At 55.0% G+C, this 20,703-nt stretch carries 15 protein-coding genes and 1 CRISPR repeat array; of the genes, 12 read left to right on the forward strand and 3 right to left on the reverse strand.

Features of this window, described 5'->3' with window-relative positions; translation table 11 throughout:
- Positions 1–52 precede the first annotated feature (52 nt).
- A complete protein-coding gene (gene aqpZ / locus ACMGGU_RS05475) occupies positions 53–748 on the reverse strand; it encodes an aquaporin Z (protein ID WP_008499998.1) in 696 nt (231 codons plus the stop codon).
- A gap of 290 nt (positions 749–1,038) precedes the next feature.
- Between aqpZ and ACMGGU_RS05480 the strand changes: the two genes are divergently transcribed.
- Positions 1,039–2,697, forward strand: coding sequence for an ATP-dependent endonuclease (locus ACMGGU_RS05480; protein ID WP_048222285.1), 1,659 nt, complete (start codon positions 1,039–1,041; stop codon positions 2,695–2,697).
- Here ACMGGU_RS05480 and ACMGGU_RS05485 read toward each other — a convergent pair.
- Complete coding sequence (locus ACMGGU_RS05485; protein WP_395299928.1) at positions 2,694–3,650, reverse strand: VirK/YbjX family protein; 957 nt, start codon at positions 3,648–3,650, stop codon at positions 2,694–2,696. The two genes, ACMGGU_RS05480 and ACMGGU_RS05485, sit on opposite strands and share 4 nt — an antisense overlap.
- A gap of 159 nt (positions 3,651–3,809) precedes the next feature.
- Here ACMGGU_RS05485 and macA point away from each other — a divergent pair, with 159 nt between their 5' ends.
- Positions 3,810–4,925, forward strand: a complete 1,116-nt coding sequence (macA, locus tag ACMGGU_RS05490; protein WP_045908400.1) for a macrolide transporter subunit MacA — start codon at positions 3,810–3,812, stop codon at positions 4,923–4,925.
- On the forward strand, positions 4,922–6,862 hold the full coding sequence (macB, locus tag ACMGGU_RS05495; protein ID WP_045908399.1) for a macrolide ABC transporter ATP-binding protein/permease MacB: 1,941 nt from the start codon (positions 4,922–4,924) through the stop codon (positions 6,860–6,862). Before macA ends, macB begins: the two co-directional genes overlap by 4 nt.
- A gap of 70 nt (positions 6,863–6,932) precedes the next feature.
- Here macB and cspD read toward each other — a convergent pair whose 3' ends face one another.
- The gene (gene cspD, locus ACMGGU_RS05500) at positions 6,933–7,154 is read right to left on the reverse strand and encodes a cold shock-like protein CspD (protein ID WP_008499993.1); all 222 of its coding nucleotides are present in this window, start codon (positions 7,152–7,154) and stop codon (positions 6,933–6,935) included.
- 267 nt (positions 7,155–7,421) lie between these two features.
- Here cspD and clpS point away from each other — a divergent pair, with 267 nt between their 5' ends.
- From clpS to cas6f, 9 genes are all read left to right on the forward strand, one after another.
- On the forward strand, positions 7,422–7,742 hold the full coding sequence (gene clpS, locus ACMGGU_RS05505) for an ATP-dependent Clp protease adapter ClpS (RefSeq protein WP_006174393.1): 321 nt from the start codon (positions 7,422–7,424) through the stop codon (positions 7,740–7,742).
- Positions 7,743–7,769: 27 nt separating this feature from the next.
- Positions 7,770–10,049: an ATP-dependent Clp protease ATP-binding subunit ClpA gene (gene clpA, locus ACMGGU_RS05510; protein WP_014831269.1), complete on the forward strand. Its 2,280-nt coding sequence runs from the start codon at positions 7,770–7,772 to the stop codon at positions 10,047–10,049.
- 258 nt (positions 10,050–10,307) lie between these two features.
- The gene (locus ACMGGU_RS05515; protein ID WP_343665699.1) at positions 10,308–10,748 is read left to right on the forward strand and encodes a hypothetical protein; all 441 of its coding nucleotides are present in this window, start codon (positions 10,308–10,310) and stop codon (positions 10,746–10,748) included.
- Between the two features lie 174 nt (positions 10,749–10,922).
- A CRISPR array of direct repeats spans positions 10,923–12,031; the repeat unit is 28 nt; unit sequence GTTCACTGCCGTACAGGCAGCTTAGAAA.
- A 273-nt stretch (positions 12,032–12,304) separates the two neighbouring features.
- A complete protein-coding gene (gene cas1f / locus ACMGGU_RS05520; RefSeq protein ID WP_420300317.1) occupies positions 12,305–13,288 on the forward strand; it encodes a type I-F CRISPR-associated endonuclease Cas1f in 984 nt (327 codons plus the stop codon).
- Positions 13,285–16,515 carry a type I-F CRISPR-associated helicase Cas3f gene (gene cas3f, locus ACMGGU_RS05525; protein WP_420300318.1) on the forward strand — a complete coding sequence of 1,077 codons (3,231 nt, stop codon included), beginning with the start codon at positions 13,285–13,287 and terminating at the stop codon, positions 16,513–16,515. The genes cas1f and cas3f overlap by 4 nt, the downstream gene beginning before the upstream one ends.
- 351 nt (positions 16,516–16,866) lie before the next feature.
- Positions 16,867–18,177 carry a type I-F CRISPR-associated protein Csy1 gene (gene csy1 / locus ACMGGU_RS05530; RefSeq protein ID WP_420300319.1) on the forward strand — a complete coding sequence of 437 codons (1,311 nt, stop codon included), beginning with the start codon at positions 16,867–16,869 and terminating at the stop codon, positions 18,175–18,177.
- The gene (gene csy2, locus ACMGGU_RS05535) at positions 18,174–19,109 is read left to right on the forward strand and encodes a type I-F CRISPR-associated protein Csy2 (protein ID WP_223540214.1); all 936 of its coding nucleotides are present in this window, start codon (positions 18,174–18,176) and stop codon (positions 19,107–19,109) included. The genes csy1 and csy2 overlap by 4 nt, the downstream gene beginning before the upstream one ends.
- A gap of 13 nt (positions 19,110–19,122) precedes the next feature.
- Positions 19,123–20,121, forward strand: a complete 999-nt coding sequence (gene csy3 / locus ACMGGU_RS05540; RefSeq protein ID WP_406915405.1) for a type I-F CRISPR-associated protein Csy3 — start codon at positions 19,123–19,125, stop codon at positions 20,119–20,121.
- Positions 20,122–20,130: 9 nt separating this feature from the next.
- Positions 20,131–20,685, forward strand: a complete 555-nt coding sequence (gene cas6f / locus ACMGGU_RS05545; protein ID WP_262790420.1) for a type I-F CRISPR-associated endoribonuclease Cas6/Csy4 — start codon at positions 20,131–20,133, stop codon at positions 20,683–20,685.
- Positions 20,686–20,703: the final 18 nt, after the last annotated feature.

Raw genomic sequence — 20,703 nt, forward strand, 5'->3', positions numbered from 1 at the left:
GCACTTTCACGTAGGTCGGGTAAGCGTTAGCGCCGCCCGACACCGCGCGCAATTAATCGCGTTTTTCCAGCAGGGTGCGGTACAGCACGCCACCCAGGATACCGCCGATAATCGGCATGACCCAGAACAGCCACAGCTGCTCAAGCGCCCAGCCCCCCTGGAAGATGGCGACGGCGGTACTGCGCGCCGGGTTAACGGAGGTGTTGGTGACCGGAATCGAAATCAGGTGAATAAGGGTCAGCGCCAGACCAATCGCAATAGGGGCAAAGCCTGCTGGCGCGTGTTTATCGGTTGCGCCGTGGATCACCAGCAGGAAGCCTGCGGTCAGCACAATTTCAATCACGATGGCTGACAGCATGGAATAACCGCCCGGAGAATGCTCGCCGAAGCCGTTAGAGGCGAAGCCGCTGGCCGCCGCGTCGAACCCGGCTTTACCGCTGGCAATCACGTACAGAACGCCCGCTGCGATAATACCGCCAACCACCTGGGCGACAATATAACCAATCACCTCTTTCGCCGGAAAACGACCGCCGGCCCATAAACCTAACGTTACTGCCGGGTTAAAATGACCGCCGGAAATATGCCCCACGGCAAAGGCCATGGTTAATACGGTTAAACCAAATGCCAGCGCGACGCCGACAAAACCGATACCTAATTCCGGGAATGCTGCTGCCAGAACGGCGCTACCGCAGCCACCAAATACCAGCCAGAATGTACCAAAGCATTCTGCAGCCAATTTTCTAAACATAACCACCTCAAATAATTTTCCGCACGCTTTCCCGCGCGCGGGATATATCGCCATAAAGGGATGACGACTCAAAGAGTCCGTATTTTAAAAACCAACAACACCCCTTCGCCACTTAAATAAATTCGATTAATTTGATTTAAGGCAATGTGATGTCAATCCTTGTTCAAATCAGCGGTAAATAGAGCATAGACCAATTCTCGCCACGGTGAATGTTGTGCTGTCGTGACAGGGCGCCTCCCGCTATACTGCTGATAACTTAAAGGAAAAAGTGTTCATTGCGCGGGGGATTTATGCTTCTCGAACGTGTGGAAATTGTCGGGTTTCGCGGTATTAACCGCCTGTCGCTGCAGCTGGAACAGAACAACGTCCTGATCGGCGAGAACGCGTGGGGTAAGTCCAGCCTGCTGGATGCGCTGACGTTACTGCTTTCGCCCGAAGACGATCTGTATCACTTCGTTCGCGATGATTTCTGGTTCCCGCCCGGCGACGTGACGGGGCGCGAGAAGCACCTGCATATCATCCTGACGTTCCGCGAATCCGAGCCCGGACGGCATCGGGTGCGTCGCTTCCGCCCGCTGTCACCCTGCTGGGTGCCGTGCGATGACGGCTTCCACCGGATTTTCTATCGGCTGGAGGGTGAAATGGCGGAAAACGAGGGCGTGTTGACCCTGCGTGATTTTCTTGATGAGAAAGCCAGTCCGATCCCGCTGGACAATATCGACGATCTGGCCCGCCACCTGATCCGCCTGACGCCGGTGTTGCGCCTGCGCGACGCGCGTTTTATGCGGCGTATACGTAACGGTACCGTCCCGAATATGCCGGAAGTGGAAGTCACCGCCCGCGAGCTGGATTTTCTGGCAAGAGAGCTGGTGTCGCGTCCGCAAAATCTGACCGATGGTCAAATTCGTCAGGGGCTGTCCGCGATGGTACAGCTTCTGGAGCACTATTTTTCCGAGCAGGGGACGTCGGAGTCGCGCCATCGCCTGATGCGCCGCCGCTCTCATGACGAGCAGCGCAGCTGGCGCTACCTCGATATCATTAACCGGATGATTGACCGGCCCGGCGGTCGTACCCATCGTGTGATTTTGCTGGGGCTGTTTTCAACGCTACTGCAGGCCAAAGGCACTGTTCGTCTTGACCGGGACGCCCGGCCGCTGCTGCTGGTGGAAGACCCGGAAACGCGCCTGCATCCCATCATGCTCTCCGTGGCATGGCATCTGCTGAACCTGCTGCCGCTCCAGCGCATTACGACCACCAATTCCGGTGAGTTATTATCGCTAACGCCGGTAGAGCACGTCTGTCGTCTGGTGCGTGAATCTTCCCGCGTCTCCGCCTTCCGCTTAGGTCCGGGGGGATTGAACGCGGAAGACGGGCGGCGCATCGCGTTTCATATTCGCTTTAACCGCGCGTCGTCGCTCTTTGCCCGCTGCTGGCTGCTGGTGGAAGGAGAGACGGAAACCTGGGTCATCAACGAACTGGCGCGCCAGTGCGGCCACCATTTTGATGCGGAAGGCATTAAGGTGATTGAATTTGCCCAGTCGGGATTAAAGCCGCTGATAAAATTTGCCCGCCGGATGGGGATCGAGTGGCACGTTCTGGTCGACGGTGATGAGGCGGGCAAAAAATATGCCTCCACCGTACGCAGCCTGCTGAATAACGAGCGAGAAGAAGAGCGCGACCATTTAACCATGCTGCCCGCCATGGACATGGAGCACTTTATGTATCGTCAGGGGTTCGACGACGTATTCCACCGAATTGCCATGGTGCCGGTCGATGTCCCGATGAACATGCGGCGCGTGATCGCCAAAGCTATTCATCGTTCTTCAAAACCGGATTTAGCCATTGAAGTGGCGACGGAAGCGGGGAGACGGGGCGTGGAGGCGGTGCCGACCCTGCTGCGGAAGATGTTCTCCCGCGTGCTATGGCTGGCACGCGGGAGAGCGGATTAACGTTGAGTCGCCTGGTTCACCTGCTGAATCAGGCTATCCAGCAGCGCGTAGCGGCGGCGATATTCGGAACGCTTTTTGCTCGCGATCTCTTCCATCGGTTTGCGCGGCATGACGAGGGGCAGCATAAAGTTGCCGCTATCCTGCTTTTCACCGCCGATGGAGATCCAGAAACTGTCGTAATCGGCCAACAGTTTCCCCTCTTTTTTCTTGCGGTAGCGCCAGCTGCGATAAATATGGGTGTCGTTACTGACGGCGACAATCTGTTCTACCGGGAAGGCGGTGCCGAGCGTCATGGCGGCTTCGACCAGCAGACGTTTCGGGAACAGACCATGGCAGGCCTTCGTCGCGCCCTGGATCAGCTCATGGGGAACGTGGGCTTTTGCGCCCTGCAGGCCGCCGATAAACAGCGTCGATTTTCCCTCAAACTGGCACAGGGTGAAGGTCATCTCGGCCAGCACCGTATTCTGATGGTCGCAGAAGGCGAGGGTGGCTTCCCCTTCTTTATCCAGAAACGCATCGGCGCACAGGCGGACGGTAAATTGCTCTTCATCTTTACCGGTTAAGGTGAGCAGCGTGAAGCCCTTTTTCGACAGATAGCCCGAGAGCAGCGATGCCGGCATATGGCGGCTCATCGTTTGATAGTGCCAGTTAAGGGACTCAAGGACCTGCTGGCGATTCATATTCACCGTCAGCCAGGGGCGATGCAGACGGCACGGCAGTCCTGGCTGTACCTGCAGCATTTGCATCAGGCTCGGCTGTTTTGCAAGGCTCGTCAACAGGCGAGCGGTACTTACAGGCGTCGCCAGCGAACGTAGCATGAATTTACGTCGATAGGCGGGGTTTTGCCACGCCAGCCCTGGCGTGAGCTTACCGGAAGCCAGATGACTGAAGAGCTGCCAACCCGATGCAGGCTGTGGCAGGTTTGAAAAAGGTGTATCGACGATGGAAGACATGTTAGATCCTGCTTCTTGATGAAGATTTCCATTTCAGCAGGCGAACGTTCAACGTCTCGTAAACAAATTGTGACGATTTCGGAGAACAGGGGTTTCGTTGAGGAGTCGTTTAGATAGAATCAGCATTTATCATTGCCAGAACATTTATTTGGAATATTTATGAACCTCAAGGGAAAACGCAGAACGCTGTTTCTGCTGCTGGCGGTCGTGGTGTTAGCCGGTGGATACTGGCTATGGCAGGTGCTGAATGCGCCAGTGCCGCAGTATCAGACGCTGATTGTTCGCCCGGGCGAACTGCAGCAAAACGTCCTCGCGACGGGCAAGCTTGATGCCCTGCGCAAGGTTGACGTCGGCGCGCAGGTCAGCGGTCAGCTGAAAACGCTGTCGGTTGAGATTGGCGATAAGGTGAAAAAAGGCCAGCTGCTCGGCGTGATCGATCCTGAACAGGCTGAGAACCAGATCCGCGAGGTGGAAGCCACGCTGATGGAGCTGCGCGCGCAGCGTGCGCAGGCGCAGGCAGAGCGTAACCTGGCCCAGGTGACGCTGACCCGTCAGCAGGCGCTGGCCAAAACCCAGGCGATCTCGAAGCAGGATTTAGACACGGCCACCACGGAACTGGCGGTGAAGCAGGCGCAGATTGGCACGATTGACGCGCAAATCAAACGTAACCAGGCCTCGCTGGATACGGCAAAAACCAACCTCGACTACACCCAGATCGTGGCGCCGATGGCCGGTGAGGTCACTCAGATCACCACGCTGCAGGGGCAGACGGTGATTGCCGCGCAGCAGGCGCCAAACATTCTGACGTTGGCGGACATGAGCACCATGCTGGTCAAAGCCCAGGTCTCCGAGGCGGATGTGATCCATCTGAAGCCGGGGCAGAACGCCTGGTTTACGGTGCTGGGCGACCCGCAGACGCGCTACGAAGGCGTGCTGAAGGACATTCTGCCGACGCCGGAAAAAGTGAACGATGCCATCTTCTACTATGCCCGTTTTGAAGTGCCGAACCCGAAGGGCGTGCTGCGTCTCGACATGACCGCGCAGGTGCATATTCAGCTGACTGGTCTGAAGAACGTGCTGACCATTCCGCTCTCTGCGCTGGGTGAATCCGCCGGGGAAAGCCGCTATAAAGTGAAAGTGCTGCGCAACGGCGAAACGCGCGAGCGCGAAGTGGTGATTGGCGCGCGCAATGACACCGACGTGGTGGTGGTGAAAGGGCTGGAAGAGGGTGAGGAGGTTGTTGTCAGTGAAAGCCTGCCCGGAGCCGCGAAATGACGGCATTGCTTGAGCTGAAGGACATTCGCCGCAGCTATCCGTCGGGCGATGGGCCGGTGGAGGTGCTGAAGGGCATCTCCCTGCGCGTGGAAGCGGGCGAGATGGTGGCGATTGTCGGGGCATCGGGTTCCGGTAAATCGACGCTGATGAACATTCTCGGCTGTCTGGATAAGCCGACCAGCGGGACCTATCGCGTGGCCGGAACGGATATCTCCACGCTGGATGGCGACGCGCTGGCGAAGCTGCGCCGGGAGCACTTCGGTTTTATCTTCCAGCGTTACCATCTGCTTTCTCACCTCAATGCCGCGCAGAACGTGGAAGTTCCGGCGGTCTATGCGGGCGTCGAGCGGAAAAAACGGCTCGAACGCGCGCAGATGCTGCTGACGCGTCTGGGGCTGGCGGAGCGGGTGGAGTACCAGCCCTCGCAGCTGTCCGGCGGCCAGCAGCAGCGCGTGAGTATTGCCCGCGCCCTGATGAACGGCGGGCAGGTGATCCTCGCGGATGAGCCAACCGGCGCACTCGACAGCCATTCCGGCGAAGAGGTGATGGCGATCCTGCACCAGCTACGCGATCAGGGGCATACGGTCATTATCGTGACCCACGATCCGCAGGTGGCGGCGCAGGCGGAGCGAATCATTGAGATCCATGACGGCGAGCTGGTCAGCAACCCGCCGCCGCGTGAGTCCAGGGCTGCGGCGCCGAAAGAAGTGCTTCCGGCATCAACCGGCTGGGGACAGTTTTCCAGCGGCTTTCGTGAAGCACTGACCATGGCCTGGCTGGCAATGGCGGCCAATAAAATGCGTACCCTGCTGACCATGCTCGGCATCATCATCGGTATTGCCTCGGTGGTGTCGATTGTGGTGGTGGGCGATGCGGCCAAGCAGCTGGTGCTGGCCGATATCCGCGCAATCGGCACCAATACCATTGACGTCTATCCCGGCAAAGACTTCGGGGACGACGAGCCGCAGTATCAGCAGGCGCTGAAATACGACGATCTGGCGGCCATTCAGAAGCAGCCGTGGGTCAACTCCGCCACGCCTGCGGTGTCGCAGAATCTGCGCCTGCGGGTGGGCAATGTTGACGTGGCTGCCAGCGCGAACGGCGTCAGCGGGGATTATTTCAACGTCTACGGCATGACCTTCAGCGAAGGTGCCACCTTCAACGCCGAGCAACTGGCGGGCAGGGCGCAGGTGGTGGTGCTGGACGCGAATTCGCGCAGACAGCTCTTCCCCAATAAAGCCAACGTGGTGGGCGAAGTGATCCTGGTCGGCAACATGCCTGCCACGGTCATCGGTGTGGCGGAAGAGAAACAGTCGATGTTTGGCAGCAGCAAGATCCTGCGCGTCTGGCTGCCCTATACCACCATCTCCGGGCGGATTATGGGGCAGTCCTGGCTCAACTCCATCACCGTGCGCGTGAAGGAGGGCTACGACAGCGCGCTGGCCGAGCAGCAGCTGGAGCGGCTGTTAACCCTGCGCCACGGGAAGAAGGATTTCTTCACCTGGAATATGGACGGCCTCTTGAAAACGGCGGAAAAGACCACACGTACTCTTCAGCTGTTCCTCACGCTGGTGGCGGTGATTTCGCTGGTCGTCGGCGGCATCGGGGTGATGAACATCATGCTGGTGTCGGTAACCGAGCGAACCCGGGAGATTGGCATCCGCATGGCGGTCGGGGCCAGAGCCAGCGACGTGCTGCAGCAGTTTTTGATTGAAGCCGTGCTGGTGTGTCTGGTCGGCGGTGCGATGGGGATTGCGCTCTCGATGATGATCGCCTTCGCGCTCCAGCTCTTTTTACCCGGCTGGGAGATTGGCTTCTCGCCGGTGGCCATTATTACCGCATTCTTGTGTTCGACCTTTACCGGCATTTTGTTTGGCTGGTTGCCCGCCCGCAACGCGGCGCGGCTGGATCCGGTGGATGCGCTGGCTCGGGAATAACCCGAAAATAAAAATGCCAGCCGATCGGGCTGGCATTTTGACTGCGGGATGTACACAATAAAACAGAGAGCTATGCAACCGTCTCTGCTTCAATGGGGACGATAAGGCTTGCATGATTGCCTTTTGGTCCCTGGTGGACATCGAACCGGACGGACTGCCCGGCTTTGAGCGTTCTGTAACCATCCATCTGAATGGTGGAATAGTGAGCGAAGATATCCTCGCCGCCGCCTTCGGGGCAGATGAAGCCAAACCCTTTGGCGTTGTTGAACCACTTAACAGTACCCATTTCCATGCTTCGACATCCTTCGTAAATCTTATAAGTTAAGATGGAATGAACCGGTGGTGGAGTGGGGGCTGTTCAAAACCTCGCCATCTCACGCTTGTACAATTTAGAGAAACGAAAGAAGTCGTCAAGCGTTTGGCGCTGGAGATGGGACAATAATCAACCAAAGTTTGAAGCAGTTAACGCTATTGCAACAGTTTGTGACAGACATCGCGGATGACAGTAATAGATGATTGTTATCTAACATCTGAGGTAGATTCAAAGTGGTTATGCAAAATGGGTAAGACCAACGACTGGCTGGATTTTGACCAGCTGGCGGAAGACAAAGTGCGTGACGCGCTAAAACCGCCATCTATGTATAAAGTTATGTTAATGAACGATGATTACACGCCGATGGAATTTGTTATTGACGTGCTACAAAAGTTCTTTTCTTATGATGTAGAACGTGCAACGCAACTGATGCTTACCGTTCATTATCGTGGCAAAGCTATCTGCGGCATCTTCACTGCCGAAGTGGCGGAAACCAAAGTGGCGATGGTGAACGACTATGCGAGGGAGAACGAGCATCCGTTGCTGTGTACGCTGGAAAAGGCCTGATAAGGCATAAAATTGGGGGAGGTGCCTATGCTCAATCAAGAACTGGAACTCAGTTTAAACATGGCTTTCGCCAGAGCGCGTGAGCACCGACATGAGTTTATGACCGTCGAGCATTTACTGCTCGCACTGCTTAGCAACCCATCTGCCCGCGAAGCGCTGGAAGCCTGCTCCGTGGATCTGGTGGCGCTACGTCAGGAACTCGAAGCCTTCATCGAACAAACCACACCGGTGCTGCCAGCCAGTGAAGAGGAGCGCGACACGCAGCCGACGCTCAGCTTCCAGCGTGTGCTGCAGCGCGCGGTATTCCACGTCCAGTCTTCCGGACGTAGCGAAGTGACTGGCGCAAACGTCTTAGTCGCCATCTTCAGCGAGCAGGAGTCACAGGCTGCCTATCTGCTGCGCAAACACGAAGTCAGCCGCCTCGATGTGGTTAACTTTATCTCTCACGGAACGCGCAAAGACGAGCCTAACCAGGCGTCGGATTCCAGCAATCAGGTCAATAACAATGAAGAGCAAGCAGGCGGGGAGGATCGTATGGAAAACTTCACCACCAACCTTAATCAGCTTGCTCGCGTTGGCGGTATCGACCCGCTGATTGGTCGCGATAAAGAGCTGGAGCGCGCGATCCAGGTGCTGTGCCGTCGCCGCAAGAACAACCCGCTGCTGGTGGGGGAATCTGGCGTGGGTAAAACCGCAATTGCCGAAGGGCTTGCCTGGCGCATTGTGCAGGGCGACGTGCCGGAAGTGATTGCCGACTGCACCATCTACTCGCTGGATATCGGCTCGCTGCTGGCGGGCACGAAATACCGCGGTGATTTTGAAAAACGCTTCAAGGCACTGTTAAAACAGCTGGAGCAGGATACCAACAGCATCCTGTTTATCGATGAGATCCACACCATCATCGGCGCGGGTGCGGCCTCCGGCGGCCAGGTGGATGCGGCTAACCTGATCAAACCGCTGCTCTCCAGCGGCAAGATCCGCGTGATTGGCTCCACCACCTACCAGGAGTTCAGCAACATCTTTGAGAAAGACCGTGCGCTGGCGCGCCGCTTCCAGAAAATCGACGTGACCGAACCGTCCGTCGAGGAAACGGTGCAGATCATCAACGGCCTTAAGCCGAAGTACGAAGCGCACCACGACGTGCGTTACACCGCGAAAGCGGTACGTGCGGCGGTGGAGCTGGCGGTGAAATACATCAACGACCGTCATCTGCCGGATAAGGCGATTGACGTGATTGATGAGGCAGGGGCGCGTGCGCGCCTGATGCCAGCCAGCAAGCGTAAGAAAACCGTTAACGTGGCGGATATTGAGTCCGTGGTAGCCCGCATCGCGCGTATCCCTGAGAAAAGCGTCTCTCAGAGCGACCGCGACACGCTGCGCACCCTCGGCAATCGCCTGAAAATGCTGGTCTTTGGTCAGGATAAAGCCATTGAGGCCTTAACCGAAGCGATCAAGATGGCCCGTGCCGGGCTGGGGCATGAGCACAAGCCTGTCGGTTCCTTCCTGTTTGCCGGCCCGACCGGCGTGGGGAAAACCGAGGTAACGGTTCAGCTCTCCAAAGCGCTGGGCATTGAGCTGCTGCGCTTTGATATGTCCGAGTATATGGAGCGTCACACCGTCAGCCGTTTGATCGGTGCGCCTCCGGGCTACGTGGGCTTTGACCAGGGCGGCCTGCTCACCGACGCGGTGATCAAGCATCCGCACGCGGTACTGCTGCTCGATGAAATCGAGAAAGCGCACCCGGACGTGTTCAATATCCTGCTGCAGGTGATGGACAACGGGACGCTGACCGACAACAACGGGCGCAAAGCGGACTTCCGTAACGTGGTGCTGGTGATGACCACCAACGCCGGGGTACGTGAAACCGAGCGTAAATCTATCGGCCTGATCCACCAGGATAACAGCACCGATGCGATGGAGGAGATCAAGAAGATCTTCACGCCGGAGTTCCGTAACCGTCTGGACAACATTATCTGGTTCGATCACCTGTCTACCGAAGTGATCCACCAGGTCGTAGACAAGTTCATCGTCGAGCTGCAGGTTCAGCTGGATCAGAAAGGCGTGTCGCTGGAAGTGAGCCAGGAGGCCCGCAACTGGCTGGCCGAGAAAGGCTACGACCGTGCGATGGGCGCCCGTCCGATGGCGCGTGTGATTCAGGACAACCTGAAGAAACCGCTGGCGAACGAGCTGCTGTTTGGCTCGCTGGTGGACGGCGGCCAGGTGACCGTGGCGCTGGACCAGGCGAAGAACGAACTGACGTACGATTTCCAGAGTGCGGCGAAGCACAAGCCGGAAGCGGCTCATTGATTTCTTACGTAGGTCTTAAAAAACCGGGCAATAGCCCGGTTTTTTTATGCCTGCTTTTCTCCCTCTCCCTGTGGGAGAGGGTTGGGGTGAGGGCAACAGACCGCAGAGGAATTTTGCGAGGCGCTTTCCAGTTTCGTACGACGTTGGTTGCTGGATAAATCCACAGTAATAAAATGGCGGCGCACCTGCAAAATCAGGTGCCGGGATTGGCGTCCTGAAAGTGTGCACAAACAATCTTACGTGCATAAAGGATCACATATGATTGATATTAATAATTTCGCCCAACTTTACAGCGAACTCTTCCTCAACCCCGATCTCCCCACCCTGGCCGAGCGCTGCAACCTGCTCACCGAGATCCTGCTGGATTGCAAATCACTCCCACAAACGCAGCCCGTATGTCGTTGCCTCGGGGCTTATCTGGAAGAGGTAAAATCCGGCCTCACAGAATCCATGCGTGATTTTCAGATAGTGGAATTTGAGGACGAATCGGAACCACCGCAACAAAAGGAATGGCTGCTGGAAGATACAAAAACAAAGTGTGACTACTGTCGGGCGTTAAACCATGTACTAATGGTGTCGCAGTTTGACCGCGATATGCTGCCGCACCTGACGGGGTTGCTGCATGACATTACGCATTCAATGGCCGCGGATGTCGTTGCGCCTCAACGTGCAGAAACGATAGTTCACATTATTTCCTGAATGTAATTCGTAGTGTCGGGGAAAGACTACTGACACCACTGGCTTGACCTTTTTTTTGATGATTACGTAACCTTTTGATTTATATAATGCGAATTTACGTTCCAGAAAAAGGGTTTTATGCGGGAAAGTTGATTATTTTCTTTTCTAACAATAAGATGGCGTGGTTTCCTTTCAGTTCACTGCCGTACAGGCAGCTTAGAAATTCAAGAAGACCGAGTTCGACGGCTTTGGCGGGTTCACTGCCGTACAGGCAGCTTAGAAAATTGTGTTCGCGTGGGTGGACGAACAGAGCGAGTTCACTGCCGTACAGGCAGCTTAGAAATCCCGCAAACCCTGGGCGACGCACGAAAGGAGGTTCACTGCCGTACAGGCAGCTTAGAAATGGAGCGCGATAGCACGCTCGGTGGCTTTTGATGTTCACTGCCGTACAGGCAGCTTAGAAATGAAATCACAGAGATTGCAGCCGATGATATCGGTTCACTGCCGTACAGGCAGCTTAGAAACCACGCCTCATACATGAATACACAGCGAACTCGTTCACTGCCGTACAGGCAGCTTAGAAATCGGCGGGTTTTTTCATTTCAAGAGGCCAATAGTTCACTGCCGTACAGGCAGCTTAGAAATGCTGCGCTACCTGTCTGCTGCAAACCGTATCGTTCACTGCCGTACAGGCAGCTTAGAAAAGCTCGATGAACTGAAAAACAAAACGTGTAAGGTTCACTGCCGTACAGGCAGCTTAGAAATATCACTTGCACATCAAAAGTGGGCTCGAAGCGTTCACTGCCGTACAGGCAGCTTAGAAATTGCCGGGCGTGTATTCAGTCACGCCTGAAAAGTTCACTGCCGTACAGGCAGCTTAGAAAGGAAGCGGCTATGCCGCAGGTGATAACCTGACGTTCACTGCCGTACAGGCAGCTTAGAAATTTGCCGCCCGCCGCAGCAGGCGGTCAAAGGCGTTCACTGCCGTACAGGCAGCTTAGAAAAGCGGCCGCACGCGAGGAGATCTCCCGCTAACGTTCACTGCCGTACAGGCAGCTTAGAAAATCTACGCATCGGGCGTGGATGTTACAACGGCGTTCACTGCCGTACAGGCAGCTTAGAAATGGCTGGCTGCGGTCATTTAGCGCTGCTTTCGGTTCACTGCCGTACAGGCAGCTTAGAAATTGATCCGCCAGGGCGTGCAACGTCCATTATGGTTCACTGCCGTACAGGCAGCTTAGAAACATGGCGTTTAGCTTCTTGCTGATGCGCCTTCGTTCACTGCCGTACAGGCAGCACACCTAAAACCAACCCTATGAAACATTCACTCTACCTATTTAAACCTTAATGCCATCAAACCTGCACTCTTTATTTTTCACAATAAATAAAAAATCCATTCACACACTAATTATATTCTGACCAATATATTTTTGGTAAAAATAATGCATTAAATGGAAAAGTGATCTTCAGTTTTATTATCACGGTAATTACTGTTCATTTGATACTCGTCACATTTGTTTTCATCTTATCTTCGATAACATACCCGCATTCAACACCTTGAAGTAAAAGCCGTTGCTATGCCTGCAAACAGCATTACCCCAACAGATTTAAAAACTATCCTGCATTCGAAACGCGCCAACATTTATTATCTGGAAAAATGTCGCATCCAGGTAAATGGTGGGCGTGTTGAATATGTCACCCAGGAAGGCAGGGAGTCGTTTTACTGGAATATTCCCATCGCGAATACCACGGCAGTGATGCTGGGAATGGGAACATCCGTTACGCAAATGGCAATGCGGGAGTTTGCCCGGGCTGGTGTGATGGTCGGTTTCTGTGGAACGGATGGCACGCCGCTTTATTCTGCGAACGAGGTGGACATTGACGTCTCATGGCTCAGCCCGCAAAGCGAATACCGCCCGACCGCATATTTACAAAACTGGGTCTCATTCTGGTTTGATGAAGAAAAACGTCTGCAGGCGGCAAAGCATTTTCAGTTTGTCCGTTTACAGCAAATTGAAAAACAGTGGGAGAGGCTGCGGATGCATCGGGAAACACTTTTTCAGCCTGATAAGGTCGCGCTGGAGACTATCCTGGAGCGGGCCAGAACGGGCATGGAAAACGCACAGGATCACACCTCACTGATGCTCCAGGAAGCACAGCTCACAAAATCGCTCTACAAACTGACCAGTCAGACGCTGGGTTATGGCAGCTTTACCCGCGCCAAACGCGGTGGTGGGGCTGATATGGCGAACCGTTTTCTCGATCAGGGTAACTATCTGGCCTATGGGCTGGCGGCCGTCGCGGCTTGGGTAACGGGCATTCCTCACGGTCTGGCGGTCATGCACGGTAAAACCCGGCGCGGCGGGCTGGTTTTTGATATTGCCGATCTAATCAAAGACGCACTCGTTATGCCGCAGGCGTTTATTGCGGCTATGGAGGGTGAGGATAATCAACAGTTTCGTCAGCGCTGCATCAACGCGTTTCAACAGTCTGATGCGCTGGATGTGATGATCACCACCTTGCAGGACATCTCGCAATCGCTGGCTGGCGTCGCAAAATGAATGTGCTGATTATCTCCCGGTGTACCAAACGCGCGCGCGAGCAAAGCTGTCAGATTATCGATCAGTTTGCTGAACGTACTGGGGATGCCGCGTGGCAGACGACGATAACGATGGAAGGCGTTAACACGCTGCGCAAGCTGCTGCGTAAAACGGCACGCCGTAATACCGCTGTGGCCTGCCACTGGCTGAAAAAAAACGGTCAAAGCGAGCTGTTGTGGATAGTCGGGAATTTGCGTCGCTTTAACGCGCAAGGGCGCGTGCCTACGAATCGCACGATGCTGCAAATTATCCGCAACGACGGGGAATACCGCTGGCAAAGTGCGGAAAGCATCGCCTTGCTGGCGGCGATCGCCGGGCTGTTTCATGATTTTGGCAAAGCGGGGATGTGCTTCCAGCAAACGCTTAAGGGAGAAAGTCAGCACGTTTGCCAGCCGTATCGACATGAGTGGATCTCGGTTCGTCTGTTCGAGGCGTTTGTGGGAGAGCAAACGGATGCGCAGTGGCTGGCATCGTTGACACAGCTTAAAGCCGCTGATGAAAAGTGCATGCTGAAAGTGTTGAAGATGGACAGGGTAGAGTGGAGCAATAGCCCACTCGAAAAATTGCCCCCTGTCGCCAGGGTGGTGGCGTGGCTAATACTATCGCACCATCGTTTACCTCAACCGTACCCGGCAAAATCCTCGTTACTGTACAGCGAAGGCTGGCTTGAGCGGCAGCTAAATGCAGACTGGAACGCGCTTAATCATAAATCCAATGAAAAACATCAGTGGAAAGAGCGTGATTTTAAAAATGTCTGGAAATTCCCCCACGGCACACCGCTAAGAAGTCAAACCTGGCGCGAGAAGGCCCGCCAGATTGGTAAACGCATCCGGAACCTGCCCGCGCTACTTCACGCGGGATCGCTGGATAATCTTTTCACCCTCCATCTCGCCCGCCTGTCGCTGATGCTGGCCGATCACGTTTACTCCTCACAACCCGCGTATTTAGCCTGGCAGGATGATGCCGTCCCGTGCTGGGCCAACAGCGACCGCCAGTCCGGGCTGCTTAAGCAAAAACTGGATGAGCACAATGTCGGTGTCGCCCATCAGGCGCTGTTGATGGGACGTTCTCTTCCGGCGTTGCGCCGTTCATTGCCCGCCATCGCCCGGCATAAAACGTTTCGGGAGAGGGCGAAAGATCCGCGTTTTCACTGGCAAAACAAGGCGTGGGACGTGGCGTCTTCTCTGCGCGAGAAGAGTGCCGGGCAAGGCTTCTTCGGCATCAATATGGCCTCGACCGGATGCGGTAAAACCTTTGCCAATGCCCGAATTATGTACGCTCTGGCGGATGAGCAGGAAGGGTGCCGTTTCAGCGTCACGCTGGGGTTACGCACGCTGACGCTGCAGACGGGTCAGGCTCTGCAGTCGCGCCTGGGGCTGGATGACGACACGCTGGCCGTGGTGACCGGTGCTGCGGCAGTGAAGGAACTGTATCAGGGCAATGATGCTGAAGATACCAACAGCGCCAGCGACGAAACATTCTTCGCCAGCCACCATTACGTGCATTACGAAGGTGCCACCAGTAGCGGTATCGCGCAGCAGTGGCTGGCGAAAGAACCGATGCTCAATCGTCTGGTCAGTGCCCCGGTGCTGGTGACAACTATCGATCATCTGATGCCGGCAACGGAAGGCGTGCGCGGCGGCAGGCAGATCCCTGCCATGCTGCGCCTGCTGACCAGCGATCTGGTGCTTGATGAGCCTGACGATTTTGACGTTGATGATTTGCACGCCCTTTGTAGGCTGGTTAACTGGGCGGGAATGCTCGGCTCGCGCGTGCTGCTTTCCTCTGCAACATTACCCCCCGCCTTAACGGAAGCGCTGTTTGAAGCCTATCGGGAAGGGCGCAAAGCCTGGCATACGGCGTCCGGCCAGTCGGACAGACTGACGAGTATCTGCTGCGCCTGGTTTGATGAGTATGGCGCGCAGTCGCAGGATGTGGCCGACGATGCTCAATTTCGTCAGGCACATGACGATTTTGTCAGGCAGCGGATTAAACGTCTGCCAGACCAACCCCGGCTTCGTCTGGGTAAGTTGGCCGCAGTAATACCGCAATCTTGCCGTAATGCCGATGTTGTCTCTGCGCTGGCACAGACGTTTCACCAGCAAATGATCGCGCTGCACGGCGATCATCGCAGCACGCACAAAAGCGGCAAAACCGTGTCGTTTGGTCTGGTGAGGATGGCCAATATCAATCCGCTGGTTGCCGTCGCGCAGGCGCTGATGGCATTACCATCCCCGGACAACCATCGTATTCATTATTGCGTGTACCACAGCCAGCACCCGCTGGCGGTGCGGGCGGCCATTGAAAAACGTCTCGACGCGGTGTTCACGCGACACGAACCGGAGCAGGTCTGGCAGTTGCCTGACGTTAAGCAGGCGCTGATGTCACCGGAACAACATCACCTCTTTGTCGTGCTGGGGACCTCTGTTCTGGAGGTCGGGCGCGATTTTGATGCCGACTGGGGGATTATTGAGCCGAGTTCAATGCGTTCGCTTATTCAGTTTGCGGGGCGTATTCAGCGCCATCGTCAGATCGTTCCTGACAACGAAAATCTGGTGATTCTGGAACGTAACGTTCGCGCGCTTCGCGGAGAAAAGATCGCCTACTGCCGACCCGGTTTTGAAACCGAGCATCACCTTCTGCCTCACCACGATCTCCGGGAGCTGCTCAGCGAAGAGAGCTATCGCACTCTGAATGCGATCCCGCGCATCGTTGAAAATTTTCCCGGCAATGCGCTGGCAGAGCTGGAGCATGCTCGCTTGCGCGCCGCGTTGTTGGGCGCAGAGTTGGGCACAGATGCAGTTGCCGCCTCGTGGTGGCGGCTGCCGCTGACGTGGAACGGCGAGCTTCAGAGACGTACACCGTTTCGCCGCTCGTCGCCGCAGGACACTTTCTTTTTGAGTATGGAAGAGGAAGGTGATCAACCTGAGTTTTGCCTGATGCAGGAAAACGGAGTGTTAAAGCCTGCGGGACGGTTTTGCGAGAAGACCTTATCGATGGCTCGTGGCATAGAACCGTGGATGGCGATTGAGTATGGCGAGGTATTACAGGCGCTGGCCGAGGCAAGACAGATGGAGCTGGCCGCGGTATCGCGACGGTATGGCGAAATCACATTGAGAATCAGCAGGCAGGAGGAGACAGAGCAATGGCTGTATCACCCGATGCTAGGTGTGTTTCGCGCCCTCTGAAAGAGGGCGCGAGCTGCTTGTACAGCAGTGAAGTGTGATTCATGGAGATTTTATATATTTCTAAGCTGTCTAATCGACAGTGGTAGGCATTATATTCATATTTTTATTTATAACAAATTAATGCAGCTTAATGATGTCAGTGATTTTATATAGGTGTGGATGGAAGGCATGAAATAGAGTATTTTACCTTTGGTAAAGTAAATGGAATATTCATGCTGATGATAATTAATGGGATTTTATTATATGCGTTTATGATTATACTTTTCATGTACTCAGGGAATTTATATTAATTATGTTTTTTTAACATATATAAATAAGAGTTATGGGAAAGGCTTAATATTAAGGTGGATTATGAAGGAAGGAGATTTAGTCTCATTTCTTTCAACTTATATTGCCGGACGACGGCAAACAAAGCTGGAAGCATTTGATAAAGAGGCCGCAAAGCGTAGCGCTGAAGAGAGCGCGACGATTGCGGCAGAACGGCGGGATCTGGAGCTTCGCTATGAACCGAAAGCCTGGCTGACGGATGCCGCGAAGCGAGCCGGACAAATTAACCTTGTGACGCATGCGGCGAAATTTACCCACGGGGATTCAAAAAGTAGCAGTATTTACAGCGAGGCAGTGGCGCAGGAAGGGTATCTCTGCACCGCTGCGTTGTCAGGTCTGGAACCGGATGCCGTGGGAAACGCTGCTGCGCTGGACGTTGCGAAATTGCTGCAAACACGGGTTAACGGTGGTGATTCTCTACTGGCGAGCCTGAAACGTGGTGATCACGCTGCGCTGGCCGCTTTTACCGATGAGGCGAACCAACGGCGTGAATGGATTGCGGGTTTTTCCCGTGCGTTAACGCCCGGCGAACCCGCTTCGCACAAGTTGGCTAAACAGGGGTATTTCCCGGTAGGTGAAAATTACCATCTGTTGAGCCCGTTATTTGCCACCTCGCTTGTTCACGCCATGCATCAGAAAATGATTGCCTTCCGTTTTGGCGACGATGTTAAAGCTATCTGGAAAGCACGCCGGGAAAAAACCTGGCATCCCACTCCGCTGACGCTTTTCCCGGATTCAGCGGAAATACACTTTGGTGGCACCAAACCGCAAAACATTTCCTATCTCAACAGCGTGCGCGGGGGGCGTAGCTGGCTGCTTTCCTGTCAGCCTCCGCAGTGGAAAAAAACAGAAAAGCCGCCGACGAAGTTACGTTCTATTTTCACTTCAGGTGGTCAGTTTGATCGGCGTGCAAACAGCACTGTTCAATTGCTTGTGTCTTTATTGACCAGAACCGGTGATTACACCAACGTCCGTATTCGCGAAGCGCGTGATGAATACATTGATGCGCTTATCGATCTGCTCTTTGTGGTCGCATCGGAACTACAGCGTGATACGTGGCAAAACTGGACGCTCTCGTGCGAACGACTAGTCAGTCATCAACAACTCTGGCTCGATCCCTGGCGCACCAAAACCGATGAGGCTTTTCGTCTCGAGCGGGATAAAGACGACTGGCAGGTAAGCGTCGCGACAGATTTTGCCCTGTGGCTTAACGGGCGCCTGAGCAAGGCATTGAAGGATGTGGGGTATGTGGAACAGCGTGAATGGCAAACCCGTGAACGTTTACGCAGCAACTTACGTGAGATGGAAAAAATTATCCGGGAGGCGCTGAAATGAGTTCCTTGATCCTGCTTCACCATATCAGCGTCGAAAACGCCAACGCAATTGCTGGCCTGACTTACGGTTTCCCCGCCATTACCCATTTCCTGGGATTTACCCATGTGCTGTCCCGCAGGTTGAAGGAAACGCACGGGCTGCGCATTGATGGCTGTGCTGTCGTCAGTCACGAACACCAGATCCACGCGCATACCTCTGGCCGCGATTATCAATTTGCCCTGACCCGCAACCCGCTCACACGGGAAGCGAAAACGGCCTCCTTTAACGAAGAGGGGCGCATGCACATGACGGTTTCACTGCTGCTGGAGTGTCACGGGGAAATTCCAAATGGCGAATACGGTCAGCGCGACCTTGCCGAGCATCTCAGGCAGGTATGTCCGACGCTCCGACTGGCGGGGGGAATCATCGTCAATATCCAGGACATTTCGGTTATGGCGATGCCTGCCAGCGGTCAGGAGATGGGCCGATTAAAGTGGCAACTGATGCCGGGCTTTGCCTTGCGGGATCGCAGCAACTGGCTGGGCGAGCATCATAAGACTCTGCTTGAACATAACCCGGATGCAACGCTTCTCGACGCCTGGCTGGATTTTGCCGCGCTAAAAATACAGGCAGAAACGCCAGAGGATAGCAATATCCAGGAAGGCGAACCGGCCAACTGGCACGTTGTTCCCAAACCTAACCCCGGTTATCTGGTGCCGTTGATGACGGGCTATCAGCGCATCTCTGAACTCTACGCGCCGGGCATCGTGGCAAACGCACGCGATGCAGAAACGCCCTTTGCATTTACCGAAGCGGTGTATGGCGTGGGCGAGTGGTGCGGTCTGCACCGGATTCGGTCACTGGAAGAGATTTTCTGGCGTTATCGCACGACAGAAACAGGCTACTACTGTCAGGGCGCGGGCGCGCCGGTGACAACTGAACATCTTAATTAAAAAGGACTTATCTATGGCAAAGGCTCCAACTGCCGTTAAAACGGCATCTGTACTGGCATTTGAACGTAAGCTGGCAACCTCGGATGCGGTGATGTATTCCGGAAGCTGGGAGGGCAAGCAGTGGCAACCGATCCGCATCCAGGAAAAAGCGGTGCGTGGCACCATTTCTAACCGTCTGAAAAACGCGCTAACCAACGATCCGGCAAAACTGGATGCTGAGATCCAGAAAGCGAACCTGCAGCGTGTGGATGTGGCGGCGCTGCCTGCCGATGCAGATACCCTGAAGGTGAAATTTACCCTGCGCGTGCTGGGAAACCTGTCGACGCCTTCTGTGTGTAATGACCGCGCGTATCAGGATGAACTTCAGCAGGTTATCGATGGCTACATCAATGAACACGGTTTTGCCGAACTGGCGCGCCGTTACGCAACTAACCTGGCGAACGGCCGTTTTTTATGGCGCAACCGCGTCGGTGCTGAAAAAATCATCGTGAACGTGACGGGCAGTAAGTCGTGGACGTTTGATGCATACAATTATGCGCTGCGAGATTTTACAGCCAGCGACGAGAGCCTAAACGCGCTGGCGCAGGAAATCGAAAAAGGACTTAGCGGTGAAGGTTTTGTGCTGTTGAACGTCGAAGCGCAGGTGCTGCTCGGTGCCGGGCAGGAGATCTTCCCGTCGCAGGAGCTGGTTCTGGACAGCAACAGCAGCAAGAGCCGTCTGTTGTATCAGGTAGACAGTGTTGCGGGCATGCATTCGCAGAAAATCGGGAATGCCATTCGAACTATCGATACCTGGCATCCTCAGGTAGATGCGCTGGGCGCTATCGCCGTTGAGCCGTACGGCTCAGTCACCAGTCGCGGTGTGGCTTGTCGTCAACCGAAAGAGAAAATGGACTTCTACACCTTACTGGATAACTGGGTGACGAAAGGACTGAAACCTGAGATCGAGCAGCAGCATTACGTCATGGCTGTTCTGATCCGCGGTGGCGTTTTCGGTGAGAAGGGCGACTAAGGAGTGGCTATGGATCACTATCTTGAGATCCGCGTTCTGCCTGATCCGGAGTTCAGCGAGGAGATGCTGATGGCTGCGCTGGTGGCCAAACTGCACCGCGCGCTGGGACAACGAGGGCAGGGGGATATTGGGATCAGCTTCCCGGCATATGGCCTTAAGCCTGGCCCCGTATTACGCGTACACGGTCATCATCAGGCATTAAGCGATCTTGAAGCATTGTCCTGGCGAAAAGGATTAAGTGACTATTGCTTGTCCTCGGGAATACAGCCTGTACCTGCCGTTAATCAATGGCGCTGCGTGAGTCGCGTTCAGGTTAAAAGCAGCGCGCATCGGCTTATGCGACGTTCGGTGAAAAAAGGATGGTTGACAGAGGAGGAGGCGCAACAACGTCTTCTGACGATGCAGGAGACAAGGTCGGATCTACCCTGGCTAAACTTGCGCAGCCTTTCTACGGGCCAGACGTTTAAACTCTTTATTTGTCATGGAGAATTGCTCTCCTCGCCTGTCGCGGGGACGTTTACGACCTACGGTCTTAGCGCGACGGCGACGGTTCCCTGGTTCTGATATGCATCACCGCATCCG

This window comes from Enterobacter sp. BNK-8 (genome assembly GCF_048685095.1).
Classification (GTDB): domain Bacteria; phylum Pseudomonadota; class Gammaproteobacteria; order Enterobacterales; family Enterobacteriaceae; genus Enterobacter; species Enterobacter quasiroggenkampii.